Annotated in this window: 13 protein-coding genes; 4 read left to right on the top strand and 9 right to left on the bottom strand. The window is 38.1% G+C overall.

Annotated features, from left to right (window positions below; genetic code table 11):
- From JGE69_RS08700 to rimO, 9 genes are all read right to left on the bottom strand, one after another.
- Complete coding sequence (locus JGE69_RS08700) at positions 1-501, bottom strand: OmpH family outer membrane protein (protein ID WP_199112752.1); 501 nt, start codon at positions 499-501, stop codon at positions 1-3.
- Between the two features lie 40 nt (positions 502-541).
- Positions 542-3052, bottom strand: a complete 2511-nt coding sequence (gene bamA / locus JGE69_RS08695) for an outer membrane protein assembly factor BamA (RefSeq protein WP_069123529.1) — start codon at positions 3050-3052, stop codon at positions 542-544.
- A 36-nt stretch (positions 3053-3088) separates the two neighbouring features.
- Positions 3089-4444 (bottom strand): RIP metalloprotease RseP, encoded by a 1356-nt coding sequence (gene rseP, locus JGE69_RS08690; RefSeq protein WP_032003818.1) that lies wholly within the window; start codon positions 4442-4444, stop codon positions 3089-3091.
- 1 nt (position 4445) lies between these two features.
- Positions 4446-5642 carry a 1-deoxy-D-xylulose-5-phosphate reductoisomerase gene (gene ispC, locus JGE69_RS08685; protein WP_199112754.1) on the bottom strand — a complete coding sequence of 399 codons (1197 nt, stop codon included), beginning with the start codon at positions 5640-5642 and terminating at the stop codon, positions 4446-4448.
- Positions 5643-6467, bottom strand: coding sequence for a phosphatidate cytidylyltransferase (locus tag JGE69_RS08680; protein ID WP_017385994.1), 825 nt, complete (start codon positions 6465-6467; stop codon positions 5643-5645). It lies immediately after the preceding gene.
- Positions 6467-7219, bottom strand: coding sequence for a polyprenyl diphosphate synthase (gene uppS / locus JGE69_RS08675; RefSeq protein ID WP_002115643.1), 753 nt, complete (start codon positions 7217-7219; stop codon positions 6467-6469). The genes JGE69_RS08680 and uppS overlap by 1 nt, the downstream gene beginning before the upstream one ends.
- A gap of 4 nt (positions 7220-7223) precedes the next feature.
- Positions 7224-7778: a ribosome recycling factor gene (gene frr, locus JGE69_RS08670; RefSeq protein ID WP_002115638.1), complete on the bottom strand. Its 555-nt coding sequence runs from the start codon at positions 7776-7778 to the stop codon at positions 7224-7226.
- An 84-nt stretch (positions 7779-7862) separates the two neighbouring features.
- Positions 7863-8591, bottom strand: coding sequence for a UMP kinase (pyrH, locus tag JGE69_RS08665; RefSeq protein ID WP_000852257.1), 729 nt, complete (start codon positions 8589-8591; stop codon positions 7863-7865).
- A gap of 51 nt (positions 8592-8642) precedes the next feature.
- Positions 8643-9986, bottom strand: coding sequence for a 30S ribosomal protein S12 methylthiotransferase RimO (gene rimO, locus JGE69_RS08660; RefSeq protein ID WP_002115588.1), 1344 nt, complete (start codon positions 9984-9986; stop codon positions 8643-8645).
- Between the two features lie 342 nt (positions 9987-10328).
- Here rimO and glnL point away from each other — a divergent pair, with 342 nt between their 5' ends.
- From glnL to argF, 4 genes are all read left to right on the top strand, one after another.
- Positions 10329-11438 (top strand): nitrogen regulation protein NR(II), encoded by a 1110-nt coding sequence (gene glnL / locus JGE69_RS08650; RefSeq protein WP_199112755.1) that lies wholly within the window; start codon positions 10329-10331, stop codon positions 11436-11438.
- Positions 11425-12918 (top strand): nitrogen regulation protein NR(I), encoded by a 1494-nt coding sequence (gene glnG / locus JGE69_RS08645; protein WP_199112756.1) that lies wholly within the window; start codon positions 11425-11427, stop codon positions 12916-12918. Before glnL ends, glnG begins: the two co-directional genes overlap by 14 nt.
- Before the next feature lie 263 nt (positions 12919-13181).
- Positions 13182-13835: a TetR/AcrR family transcriptional regulator gene (locus tag JGE69_RS08640; protein WP_199113248.1), complete on the top strand. Its 654-nt coding sequence runs from the start codon at positions 13182-13184 to the stop codon at positions 13833-13835.
- A 112-nt stretch (positions 13836-13947) separates the two neighbouring features.
- A complete protein-coding gene (gene argF, locus JGE69_RS08635) occupies positions 13948-14868 on the top strand; it encodes an ornithine carbamoyltransferase (protein ID WP_199112757.1) in 921 nt (306 codons plus the stop codon).
- Positions 14869-14903 lie beyond the last annotated feature (35 nt).

The raw sequence follows: 14903 nt of genomic DNA, 5'->3' as shown, positions 1-14903 counted from the left end.
TTATTTCATTGAATTAACCTTTTGTATCATTTTATCAGTTAAATCATATTTAGCGTCATAGGCAACGGTCGAATTTTTATTCAAAATGAAGTCAAGATTATTTTCTTTTCGTAATTGTTCAGCTGCTTGCTTCACACGGCTCTCAAAAGTTGAGTTCATTCCTTGCAAACTAGTTTGAACTTTAGATTGCAAGCCTTGTTGAGTTGAATTAAATTCATTTAATTTTGACTGATATTGAGTTTGAAGCTTTTTAATCTCATCTTCTTTCATTTTTTGCCCTTGCGTTTGGGCTTGACGTTGAAGACCTTCTAACTCTTTACCCAACTGCTCAAGACGAGTTGTTGTTGGTTTAACAGATTGATTTAAACTTGCATTTTGTTGTTTTAAATAAGTACTACTTTCAACAACTTTAGCAAGATCAATAACACCATAACCAGCTGCATTAGTCATAGCAGAAACTGTAAGGCCTAATCCTAACATTAATATATTTAATTTTTTCATTTAAATTTGTGTCCTTATTGCATGTTTAGTCAAGTCGTACTTAGAAAGTACGACCGATTTCAAACTGGATCTCTTTAGTTTCATCACCAGGCTTATCATTTAGAGGGAATGCATAGCTAAGAGATAATGGTCCGATCATGGTGATCCATGTGAAGCCAACACCTACGCTATAACGCATATTACCTAAGTCAAAACCGTAGTTGTCTTCACAGTATTTTTTAGCATCTGCGATTTGCTGACCATTCATAATCATAGAATAAGAACCAACGTCACATTTAGTATCAAATACTTGACCACCTTCAGCAAATAACACTGGACGTACTTGGCGAGTCCAATCTCCTTTAAAAGGTAATGGTAAAGCTAATTCAGTACCAAATTGTACAAGAGCGTTACCACCTACTTCTTCTGGAGAACCGTCATTTTGCTTGGTTTCTTGTAAATTTACACTTGCATACTTAGGACCCAAGGTACTGTTATCATAACCGCGTACAGAACCATAACCACCTGCATAGAAGTTTTTATAGAATGGTAAATCATTACCATAACCAAGTTTACCGTAACCACGCAGCACGAAACCTGTGTCTTTAATTGGCCAGAATGCTTGGGCATCATAAGTTGCTTTTTGATAATCAACATCACTACCTGGCAAACCAATTTCCAGACCCACACGATGTGACATACCTGAAGTTGGGAAAATAGGACGGTTTAATGTATTGTATGACCAGCCTAAATTTAAATTGTATGTAAAGAACTCCCCCTCAAATGCATTATTATATGATTCTTTAGGGACGTTACATTCTCCAGTAGTAGTATTAACCTGTGATTTACCTTCATTGTCTGTTGGGCAATAAGTATCTTGGCTTGTCGCCTTACCACCATTTGCTAACAAATAATCACGTACATAAGTAGACACATAAGGGCCGGTCGTTACTTTAGTATTATCTATACCAACCGAAGCACTTAGGCTTTGGTTTTCATCAATTGGGTAACCAAAACTTAAACTACCACCAAAACTATCGGTAACATAGTTATTAACGTTATAGTCATCATTTAGCTTTGTTTTACGATAGTAAACGTTATAACCGCGGCTTACCCCATCAATCGTGAAGTAAGGGTCGGTAACACTTAAGTTATAGTAGTCTTGAGTTTCAGAACGAGATAAATCGATCGAAACACGATTACCCGTTCCCATAAAGTTAGTTTGACTCAAACCTGCTTGGAAGGTAATACCACCACTTTGCGAGTAACCTACCGCTAATGTCGTAGTTCCCGAATGCTGTTCTTCAACATTTACGTTTAAGTCCACCTGATCTGGTGAATTTGGAATACGAGCCGGTTTAATATCAACTGTTTTGAAGAATCCTGTACGCTCTAAACGAACCTTGGACAAATCAATTTTTTCATTACTCGCTAAAGCGCCTTCCATTTGACGCATTTCACGACGCAATACTTCATCGGCAGTTTTACTATTGCCTGTAAAGTTAATACGACGTACGGTTACTTGCTGACCTGGATTTACATAATAGTTTAGGTCAACCACCCCCGTTTCGTTATTAATTTGCGGAACAACATTTACATCTGCAAAGTAATAACCAGCGTTACCATATTTACGCAATAACAATTGCTTAACAGCATTTACCTTTTCTTGAGAATAGGTATCGCCATCTTTATAAATTTTCAAAGCTTGCAGTTCTTCAGGTTTATAAAGTGCATCACCTAAAAACTTGGTTTGACCAAATTTGAACTGGCTACCTTCCTCAACAGCAACTTCAATAAAGATATTCTTTTTATCTTCACTAATATTAAGCTGTGAGTTATTGATATGAAAATTGATATAACCTTTATTCAGATACATCGCACGCAAAGCTTCAAGGCTCGCTGCCATTTTCTCTCTAGCATAACGGTCATTACGAGTTACAACTGAAGCCCAACCACTTTCCTTAACTGCGAAAGCTTGTTTAATTTCACTGTCTTTAAAAACAGTATTACCAATAATATTGATATTAAAAACTTTAGCTGCCGTACCTTCATTAAAATTTAATTTAAGTTCAACACGGTTATTTGGACGAGCTATGGTATCAACAGTTACATCGGCATCGTAACGACCTTGCTGAGTATATTGCTGCTCTAATTCAGTTTCAATTGTTTGTAAAGCTGACTTCTTAAAAACTTCGCCTTCGGCAATGCCCATTTTTTTGAGGCCTTGCTCTAAAGCCTCTTTAGGAATAAGTTTGTTACCCTTAAATTCAAGTTTTGAAATAATTGGGCGCTCTACGACATTGAAAACTAAAGTATCGTTATCTCTTGATGCTTTAATATCGTCAAAAAGTCCAGTGGCATACAATGTTCGAATTGCTTCTGCGATCATCGGTTCATTAACGCGATCGCCACTGTTGATTGGCAACATGGTAGAAACATTTGCAGGAGTAAGACGGACCAAACCATCTATACGAATATCTCGAACAACGAAATCATCAGCTGCATATGCTTGTTGTACCGCTGCCATAGCGCTAACAAGTGCCAAAGGCATTAAAAAATGTGTGTGCCGCATGCCAGTTTTTCCAGTAAGTTATAAATCCATATACGTTTACAAACGCATAAAATCGTTAAATAAAGCTAAAAGCATCATACTACCGAGCAGTACCATACCAATTTTTAGACCAAACATTTGTATTTGTTCAGAAACAGGCTTCCCACGAATAGCTTCAATAATGTAATAAACGAGATGTCCACCATCAAGCATTGGAATTGGCAATAAATTTAAAATTCCAAGACTTACGCTCATTAAAGCCATAAATGAGATAAAAGTCTGCCATCCCATTTCTGCACTTTGTCCCGCTACTTTTGCGATTGTAATTGGTCCAGAAAGGTTCTCTAGACCAATTAAACCCTTAACCATTTTTACTATTGAACTCAATATCATGCTAGAGATTTGGCCAGTCTTATCTAGCGACATCTGGAAAGCTTGTAATGGAGTATATTGAATTGTTTGCTTATATTCGTCAGGAATTGTAATTTTTCCTGCATCACTTTTTACGCCTAAAACCCCACTCACTTGCCCCATATTGTCACGCTTTCCTTGAGGCATAACTTGCAAATGAACGAGCTGACCATTACGTAACACATCAATACCAAGTAATTTTTCTGGTGAATGTTGCACAACTTCCACAACATCAAACCAGTCTTTCATCACTTGACCATTAATTGAAACAATACGATCACCGACTTTCATTCCTTGACGAATTGCTGCCCCATCTGCAGTCAACTCAGTTACAACAGCGGGAATAACGGGACGATAAGGTAAAAAACCTAATACATCTAAAGCTGATTCATTTTGGTTTTTTAAAAAATCTTTAATTGGTAAAACAATATTTTTCTCAGTACCTGCACGATCTACATCGATATTCAAGCTACCAGTTTCACCTACACGATCAATCAAAGCAAAGTTAAGTTTTTCCCAAGTTTGCGTTTCCTTTCCGTCAACAGCAATAATCTTGTCACCTACTTGTAGTTGAGCTGTTGCAGCTGGCGAGTTGGGTATAACTTTACCCACTCTTGTATTTAGTTGTTCCTGTGCTGGTAAAAATAAAATCCAGAAAAGTAAAACAGCAAAAATCAAATTAATTAAAGGTCCAGCCGCAACAATTGCTATACGCTTCCATGGTTTTTGACGGTTAAATGCATAAGGTAAATCTTGCTCTGCAACATTACCTTCGCGCTCATCGAGCATTTTTACATAACCACCTAGAGGCAAAGCTGAAAGTTGGTACTTAATTCCAGATTTTTTTGATGTCCATTTAAGTAATGTCGGACCAAAACCGATGGAATAGACTAAAACTTTAACACCAAGTTTTCGTGCCACCCAATAATGACCGAACTCATGAATTGCAATTAATGGACCGAGCAAGAGAGCTGCTGCTGCAATCATAAATAATGCACTCATTTCAGCCTCCTATACTTGATATATACTGCTGTGCTACATGTCGTGCTACTTTATCTTTATTTAAAATAGACTCGATATTATCAGCAACTGAGTTTTCCAATTTTTGCAAAGTATGCTCTACCACTTGTGGGATATTTGTAAATCCAATCTGTTCCTTTAAAAATGCAGCAACAGCAACTTCATTTGCAGCATTTAAAATAGTAGGTGCCAGCCCTCCTGCACGCATTGCCTGACGGGCTAAATCAAGTGCTGGAAATTTCTGGATATCCGGTGCTTGAAAATTAAGCTGAGAATACTCAAATAAATCTAAAGCAGGAACACTAGTCTGTAAACGTTCTGGCCATGCTAATGCATGGGCAATCGGTGTACACATGTCTGGATTACCCATTTGCGCCAATGTTGAACCATCAACATATTGCACCATAGAATGAATAATACTTTGTGGATGAACAACAACTGTAACAAAATGTTCAGATATTGAAAACAAATGACATGCCTCGATCAACTCTAACCCTTTATTCATAAGAGTAGCTGAGTCAACTGAGATTTTCTGCCCCATAGACCAGTTGGGATGCTTACAAGCCTGTGCAGGAGTAACTTTTTCTAATTGTTCTAACGAATGGTTTAAAAATGGTCCACCTGAAGCGGTCAATAAGATTCTTGATACACCCTGTTGCGGTTGTCCATTTCTTTCAGCCTCTAAATAATTATGAGGTAATGATTGAAAAATAGCATTGTGTTCTGAATCTACCGGTAATAATAATGCCTGATGATCACGTGCTGCTTGCATCATGATTTCACCAGACATGACCAAAGCTTCTTTATTAGCAAGCAATACGCGTTTACCAGCTTTTACAGCCGCTAATGTTGGTAATAAACCAGCTGCTCCAACAATTGCAGCCATAACTACATCAACATCTGGATGAGATGCGATACTTACTAGCCCTTCCTGATCAGTCAAAATTTCAATATCTTGTAATTCATTCTTTACAAATAAAACTGCTAATTCGTCAACTTTTTGCTTTGGAACAACTACAACTTTTGGTTGAAATTGTTTACATATATTAACCAATTCAGAAATTCGACTATGAGCTGAAATTGCAAATACTGAATACTTATCAGGATGTTGATTTAAAATTTTTAAGGTACTTTGCCCAATGGAACCGGTTACACCCAATATGCAAACAGATTGTGTCATTTATAAATCTACACCAATAAGTTTTAATATATACATTCCCGTTGCAAAGATCGGGGCTGCAGCAAGTAAAGAATCAATACGATCTAAAACACCACCATGACCAGGTAGTACACGTCCAGAATCTTTAATACCAGCACGACGTTTAATCATTGACTCAAATAAATCACCTAAAACTGAACCGAATACTGTAATCAGTGACAAGATAAGAAACAGGATTTGCTGAATTAAAGTTAAATTTAGATACTGATATTGCACAACCAACATTACCAGTATGGTCGTGATAATACCACCATACAAGCCTTCTACTGATTTGTTCGGACTTACGGTTGGTGCTAGTTTTCTTTTACCAAATTTACGGCCAACAAAGTAAGCACCACTATCTGCACCCCACACGAGTAAGAACAGATACATTAACCACCATGGCGAACTTTGCCAGACAACAAAAATTGAAGTGACCGCAGCACAAACTAAAATAATACCAATTACATATAGAGTAGCGTTATACCACCCATCAAATTCAGGAAAAGATTTGACCCAATAAACGCTTACAAGCCAAGTCAAAATTGAAGCTGACCACAAAAGTAATGCAATATCATGGAAAAATAGAGCAACGCCCGAAACGAATGCAACAAGCAGACCGTAGCACCAAGCTTTTGGCTTTACAGCATTTACAGTTTCATGGGGCATTAATTTATACCATTCATACCCCGCAACCCCTGCTGCTACAATCATAAGAACCAACATTGGATAATGTGATTGCGTAGCAAACATACAGCCTAAAACAACTGCGACAAGTACCAATGCGGTAACAATCCGCTCTAACATTATAAGTTCTCTATTTTCTCTTGCTGAATTTGTTCAGATGTTTTGCCAAAACGACGTTCACGTCCCGAAAAAACATTCAATGCATGATCGAATTCTTGTACTGTAAATTCTGGCCATAAAGTATCAGTAAAATACAGTTCAGCATATGCTGCTTGCCATAACAAGAAATTAGATATGCGATAATCTCCACCTGTACGGATCAATAAGTCCACAGCAGGCAGATCGTTTAGACTGACATATTTTTCGAACAAATCAACATTTATTTGATCAGCACCAAATTCACCACGGGAAACCGCTTCAGCAACTTGTTTTGCTGCATTTGCAATATCCCACATCCCACCATAGCTCACAGCAATAGTTAAGGTCATAGTGTTATGGTGTGCTGTCTGTTGCTCTGCATCTTCCATTAAGGCAACTAGGTGTGACGGTAATCTGGAACGATCACCTATGAAACGCAAAGCAATATTAAATTTCTTCATGCGAGGTATTTGCTCATGAATAGTTTCTTCAAGAAGCTTCATAAGCAGATCGACTTCAAATTGTGGTCGATTCCAGTTTTCGCTTGAAAATGCAAAAACCGTTAAAGCACGAATACCTGTTTTTTTACAATGTTCAACGATAGGATCAAGAACATTTTTACCCTCTCGATGTCCATCACCTTTTTGCATTTGATTTTTTTTTGCAAAGCGGTTGTTGCCATCCATGATGATGGCAACATGCTTAGGAAGATGATACTCTTCTGAATCGGTCATAAAATTAGACCTTCATCAATTCTGCTTCTTTCGCTGCAAGACGCTTGTCTACTTCTGCAACATATTTGTCAGTGATTTTCTGGATATCGTCACCTGCACGGCGCTCATCATCTTCAGAGATTTCTTTCTCTTTTAATAATGCTTTGATATCACCTAATACATCACGACGAATATTACGAATTGCAACTTTTGCATTTTCAGCTTCGCTACGCGCAATTTTTTGCATATCACGACGTGTTTCTTCAGTTAATGCAGGTAAAGGTACACGAATTGCATCCGCAGTAATCGGGTTTAAACCAAGATCACTCTCACGAATTGCCTTATCAATAGCTGAAACCATTGTACGTTCAAATGGCTGAACAAGAAGTGTACGAGAATCTTCAACCCCAACGTTTGCCACTTGATTTAAAGGCACATCAGAACCGTAGTAAGGAACCATTACCCCATTTAAGATTGATGGGTGCGCACGGCCGGTACGAACTTTAGCAAACCCGAGTTCCAAAGACTCAAGAGTTTTCAACATACGCTGTTCGCTGTCTTTTTTCAGATCGTTAATCATATGATCTACCTTACTTATTTATTCAAGGATGTTTTAACAAATTTAATTTAGCGCTAGTATAAAGAGCTTTCGTCAACACGTACATTATTTAGTAACGCGTGTACCTTCTTTTTCGCCCATGACTACTGACAATAGCGCACCTGATTTATTCATATCAAAAACTTGTAATGGCACATTATGGTCACGACATAAACAAATAGCTGTCAAATCCATAACACCAAGTTTTTCATCTAATACCTGATCAAAGGTTAAATGATCATATTTAACAGCATCTTCGTATTTACTTGGATCTTTATTATATACGCCATCTACCTTGGTCGCTTTTAGAATTAAATTTGCTTCAATTTCAATTCCACGTAAGCAAGCTGCCGTATCAGTCGTAAAGAATGGATTTCCCGTACCAGCAACAAAAACACAAACTTCACCCTGACTCAAGTGACGGATAGCATCACGACTTGAATAAGACTCTACTACTGTACCAATTGGTAATGCAGACATAAGGCGAGTTCTGATATTACGGCGAACCAATGCATCACGCATAGCCAAGCCATTCATTACAGTTGCAAGCATACCCATTTGATCGCCTGTTACACGACCAACCAAGCCATCTTTTTGCAACTGACTACCACGATACAAGTTACCGCCACCAACAACGATACCCACTTGCACACCTAAGCCAACTAAGTGAGCAATTGAAAGGGACATTTGATCAAGAACTTGGGCATCAATACCCATGTCTTTGTTACCTGATAATGCTTCACCAGATAGTTTTAATAAAATGCGTGAATAACGGGGGCTAATTGTTTCCGCCATGAGTTTGCTCCAAAACCTCTTAAACTGAATGCTTTTTTGAATCGTTATCGATTAAACCGACTTAATTTTAATTAACTTTGCAAATAAGTCGTATTCATCCGCATCGGTGATTTCGACTTCCAACATATCGCCTGGTTGAATAGTGCTCTTATCGATATCTTCTACAAAGACATTACCGTCAATTTCCGGAGCATCAGCATAAGAACGTGCAACAGCAACAGGATATTCATCTTCCAAACTATCGACTAATACAGTCATCGTTTGACCAATACGTTTTTGCAACTTAGCAGCAGAAATTTGTTGCTGCACTTGCATAAAGCGCTCGTAACGCTCTTGCTTAATTTCTTCAGGCACATGATCGGGTAAATCATTTGCCGTAGCGCCTTCTACTGGTGAGTAGGTAAAGCAGCCAACACGATCAAGTTCAGCTTCAACCAACCAATCGAGCAATATTTGAAAATCTTCTTCAGTTTCGCCTGGGAAACCCACTACAAATGTAGAACGAATCACAAGATCCGGGCATTTTTCACGCCACAATTTAATTTTTTCGAGTGTATTTTCACTGTGAGCCGGACGCTTCATTAACTTAAGAATACGCGGGCTTGCATGTTGGAATGGAATATCAAGATATGGCAGAATTTTACCTTGTGCCATTAAGTCAATAACCGCATCAACATGTGGGTATGGATAAACATAATGTAAGCGCACCCAGATGCCAAGTTGACCTAGTGCTTCACACATATCAAAGAATTTTGTTTTAACAGGCTGGCCATTCCAGAAATCAAGTTTGTACTTGGTATCTACACCATATGCTGATGTATCTTGGGAAATAACCAAGATTTCTTTAACACCTGCTCTTTTAAGCGCAGCGGCTTCTTCCAGTACACTTCCAACTGGACGCGATACTAGATCGCCACGCATACTTGGGATAATACAGAAGGTACAACGGTGGTTACATCCTTCAGATATTTTTAAATAGGCATAATGTTTTGGTGTTAAACGAATTCCTTGTTCAGGAACCAAATCAACAAACGGGTTGTGTTTAGGTGGTGCTGGGACATATTCATGTACAGCTTCCATTACATCTTGATAAGCTGCTGCACCAGTAACCTTTAAAACGTTTGGATGCATTTGACGAATTTTATCTTCGTCTTTACCTAAGCATCCAGTAACGATTACTCGACCATTTTCACTCATGGCCTCGCCAATTGCATCTAGCGACTCTTGTACCGCAGATTCGATAAAACCACAGGTATTAACAACAACTAAATCAGCACCATCATAATCTGATGCAACTTGATAACCTTCAGTCTTTAACTGAGTTAAAATTCGTTCAGAATCTACCAATGCCTTAGGACAACCTAAAGAAACAAAACCGACTTTGGGGGTCTTCATGAATCTGCGCTCCACTTGAATGCGCGTATTGTATGTCTTTTCTTGTCTCAAGCATAGGTGGAAAGCCTACTCTTTGTGTAATGCACCAAAATACGACCAACATTTGCACCAAAACTCATCTTTGCACCAAGTTGGATCATGTTATTATCTATATTTAAGCCATCAGTTTTGATCAACCGATATAAAGACCGATTTCAGCGCGTTTTTAAATACTTTAAAACTTTAAAATAACCCATAAACAAAGTTGGCGTATATTTTGCATCGTTCATGTTCTATAACGGTGAAAATCCGATAACCAATGAAGATGCCATTGCGCTATTTTAAGACAGGAACGATTCGCTAATGGATCAACACAACCCTATCGACTATCGCCTATTGGTAGACAACTTAACTACTGCGATTTTATTGATCGATAGTAACTTGAATATTTTTTACTTAAATTCTGCCTGCGAAGCACTATTTGACATTAGTTTGCTTCGAGCTTCAGGACAGCCGGTTTTGAACTTACTTCATGCACCAGATGATAATTTTAATACACATGAGGCGTTATTAAACACTATTAAAACGGGTCAACCTTATACCCGTCGAGAAGCGGTTATTAATGTCAACTTTAAAGACCTTCATGTCGATTACACAGTTTCTCAATTAAATGCTGGTAAAAGTTATCACCCATTACTCTTAATTGAGCTCAACCCGATTGATCGTATGTTAAAGATTTCTAAAGAAGAAAATCTGGTACAACAACATCAGGTAGCCAGACAACTTGTACGTGGCGTTGCGCACGAAATTAAGAACCCACTGGCAGGTATTCGTGGTGCAACTCAATTACTCGCGCGCAGTTTGAATGATAAGAGTTATGCTGAATTTACAGATGTCATTATTAATGAAGTAGATCGTTTAACTAACTTGGCAGATACTATGTTGGGTTCTAGACAACTCCCAAGTTATGAAAACGTTAACGTACACGAGCCTTTGGAGCGAGTGCGTTCACTTATCGCCAACCAGACAAAGAAGAAAATCAAAATTATACGGGATTATGATCTGTCTTTACCCGATGTTAATGCCGATCGTGATCAGTTAATACAAGTCATGCTCAACATTAGTGTAAATGCAATTCAAGCCATAACAGAAAACAAAGCATTTTTTATAGATCACGAACCAGAGTTAATTCTACGTACACGTATACAACGTCTTGTCACGATTAATGGTGTACTAAATCGATCTACAGTGCGAGTCGATATAGAGGACAATGGACCAGGCATTCCTGAAAGTATTTTGGAGTCAGTATTCTATCCATTGGTTACTGGACGAGCAAAAGGTACTGGGCTTGGCCTGAGTATTGCACAGAATATTATGCATCAACATAACGGAATGATTGAATGCCAATCTGTTCCTGGAAAAACAATTTTTAGCTTATATTTACCTTGGGAGTCAGACCGTGTCGCGAAATAAAATATGGGTTATTGATGATGATCGCGCCATGCGATGGGTATTGGAAAAGACCTTTAAAGAGGAAGGTTTTGATGTTACCAATTTTGAAGAAGCTCAAACTGCGCTTGAACGTTTGCACCATGATGCTCCCGATGTCATCTTAACTGACATCCGCATGCCTGGAATTGATGGTTTAACTTTTTTATCTAAAGTCAAAAACACTCATCCAGATTTACCTGTCATTATTATGACAGCACATTCTGACTTAGAGTCAGCTGTATCAAGCTATCAAACAGGTGCATTTGAATATTTACCAAAGCCTTTTGATATTGATGAAGCTTTAGCTTTAGTCAATCGCGCAATCCTGCATATTAATAAACTACAACAGCAAGAAGCTACAAAAACAGCCTCACCTCTTCAATCAACAGAAATTATTGGTGAATCTCCAGCAATGCAGGAGGTTTTCCGTGCTATCGGCCGTTTATCGCAATCTCATATTACTGTTTTAATTAATGGTGAATCGGGTACAGGTAAAGAATTAGTTGCTCATGCTTTACACAAACATTCTCCACGCCGTGCTAAGCCTTTTATTGCCTTAAATATGGCGGCAATTCCAAAAGACTTGATTGAAACCGAGTTATTTGGTCATGAGAAAGGAGCATTTACAGGCGCGAATACTCAACATCAAGGCCGCTTTGAGCAGGCAAATGGCGGAACATTATTCCTTGATGAAATTGGTGATATGCCATTTGAAACTCAGACTCGATTGCTTCGCGTACTCGCTGACGGTGAATTCTATCGTGTAGGTGGACACATTCCAGTTAAAGTTGATGTTCGAATCGTGGCGGCAACACATCAAGATTTAGAAAAACTAGTAAATGAAGGTCGCTTCCGTGAAGACTTATATCACCGCTTAAATGTGATTCGTATTCACATTCCTAAGCTTGCCCACCGTAGTGAAGATATTCCAATGCTTGCGCAGCATTTCCTTGCGCGTGCAGGTAAAGAGCTTGGCGTAAGTCCAAAAATCTTACGCACTGAAACAACGGACTATATGCAACAGTTACCATGGCCGGGTAACGTACGACAACTTGAAAATACTTGCCGCTGGTTAACCGTAATGATTACTGGCCGCGAAGTTTATCCAGAAGATTTACCTTCTGAGCTCAAACAAGTTCCATTGCAAAAGAATAGTGATTCTGGACAACCCACACCTTCATTTGAGCGTATTTCTCTACACCATTGGGATGAACTACTAAATCAATGGGCTATTCAAAAGCTTAAAAATGGTGAAATGAAAATTTTGGATATTGCCACACCAATGTTTGAACGCACGTTGATTAACGCAGCCTTGCAACAAACACGTGGACGCAAACGTCATGCAGCAGAATTATTGGGTTGGGGTCGCAATACCTTAACACGCAAGTTAAAAGAACTTGGAATGGATTCTGCAGATGATGACGAAGAAGATGAGCACAAGGTTACTCAAACTGAAGCCTAGAAATCTCATTATTTAACTTGAGAGCGGTTAAGTCATTCTTAGCCGCTTTTTTCAATCAGATTTTTCATTAAAATATAATGTAAACATGAGGTTACATCATTAAAGTCTTCTACAACCAACACTAAGCTTATATTTTCTATTAGTTTATTTTTTGAATTAGCCACTTACTGTTCAGCATATGATCTAAAAAAATGGTTATGACCATCACTAAAGATAGTTTTGCTATACTAGATAAGCAAAGTCAGTTGTTGTTATTAAATTTTATGCATGATTCAGTCCTGGATTCACATCACCTTGCATGTGAGAAACCTCAAACACGCCGCGGTATTGAACGTCGTTTAGCTCTATTGTTAAGCGCGACCGAGCTGTTCCTAGAGAAAGGATATGATGCTGTATCTCTTGATGATATTGTTAATCATGCAGGTGGCTCCAAGGCTTCTATTTATAAATATTTTGGCAATAAAGAAGGACTTTTTACGGCTATATGTGATCATAAACGTGAAATGTTTTTTAAAGATATTTGCATTCCATTCCAACCAGAGAAAAGCACTTTAAGAGAATATCTGATTCAAACACTTAATCGTGTATATATTCATATTATTCAGCCCGAACATGTTGCATTTTTAAGACTTATTATTGAACAGACCGAATGTAACACTGTCCTCATACAATACTTATATGACAAATGGGTACATAATTTACAAAATACACTTACTCAAGCATTAGAGTTTGCGGATAAATCAGGCGAAATTACCTGTAATTCTCCGTATTATTCTTCACTCATGTATTTTGGGATTTTACGAGATATTGAATGGCGTATGATTATGGGTATGCCAGTTCTTCCAGATGAGAAAGAAGCTTTTGATTATATTGAATATTGTGTAGATATTTTCTTAAAAGGCCATCATAAACTCTAATTCTTTTGCATTTTAAAATGCTTATAGTATAGTAGACTTCTTTTTTCCCACATCCACCCAGCCAACAACAGATAATTGTTATATTTCAAAACAATTATTATGGAGTAGCTACATGGCTCTAAGACATTTCCTGACTTTACGTGATCTATCCACTCTAGAACTTAATCGCATTTTAGAACGCGCAAGCGAACTTAAAAAAATGCAACATGGCAATAAGGTCTACCAGCCTTTTGTTGGTAAAGTATTGGGAATGATTTTTGAGAAATCAAGTACGCGTACACGTATCTCTTTTGAAGCAGGTATTAACCAATTTGGCGGTAGTGCGATTTTTTTATCGCCTCGTGATACACAATTAGGCCGTGGTGAACCAATCGAAGATTCTGCACGTGTAATTTCAAGTATGCTTGATATTGTGATGATTCGTACTTTTGGTCATGACATTGTTGAACGCTTTGCATCTTATTCAAAAGTTCCTGTAATTAACGGCTTAACTGATGATCATCATCCATGCCAGTTACTTGCTGACTTACAAACTTATATTGAACACCGCGGCAGCATTGAAGGCAAAACCGTTGCTTGGATTGGTGATGGTAATAATATGTGTAATTCATATATTGAAGCTGCACACATGATGGGTTTCAAACTCAAAATTGCATCGCCAAAAGGATATGAACCTAAACCTGAATTTTTAGCCGAGTTTGGTCATTGCGTTGAGCTTTATGATAATGCGGAAGATGCAGCAGTAAATGCTGACCTTATTGTGACTGATGTATGGGCAAGCATGGGCCAAGAAGAAGAGCAAAAACTTCGTGAAAAAGCCTTTGCTGATTTTCAGGTTAACGAAAAATTAATGAGCCTTGCTCACCCAGACTGTTTATTCATGCACTGCTTACCTGCTCATCGCGGCGAAGAAATTTCTGAAACCATGCTCGATTATAAAAATGCAGTCGTATGGGATGAAGCAGAAAACCGTCTCCATGCTCAAAAAGCTTTAGTCGAATTTTTATTAAATGAAAATCTAAAAAAAGCTTAAATTTTGAGTTAAAAAAACAGCATCTTAATGATGCT

This window comes from Acinetobacter sp. C13 (assembly GCF_016809775.1).
Lineage (GTDB): Bacteria > Pseudomonadota > Gammaproteobacteria > Pseudomonadales > Moraxellaceae > Acinetobacter > Acinetobacter pittii.
This window is presented reverse-complemented; position numbering and strand designations above follow the sequence as displayed.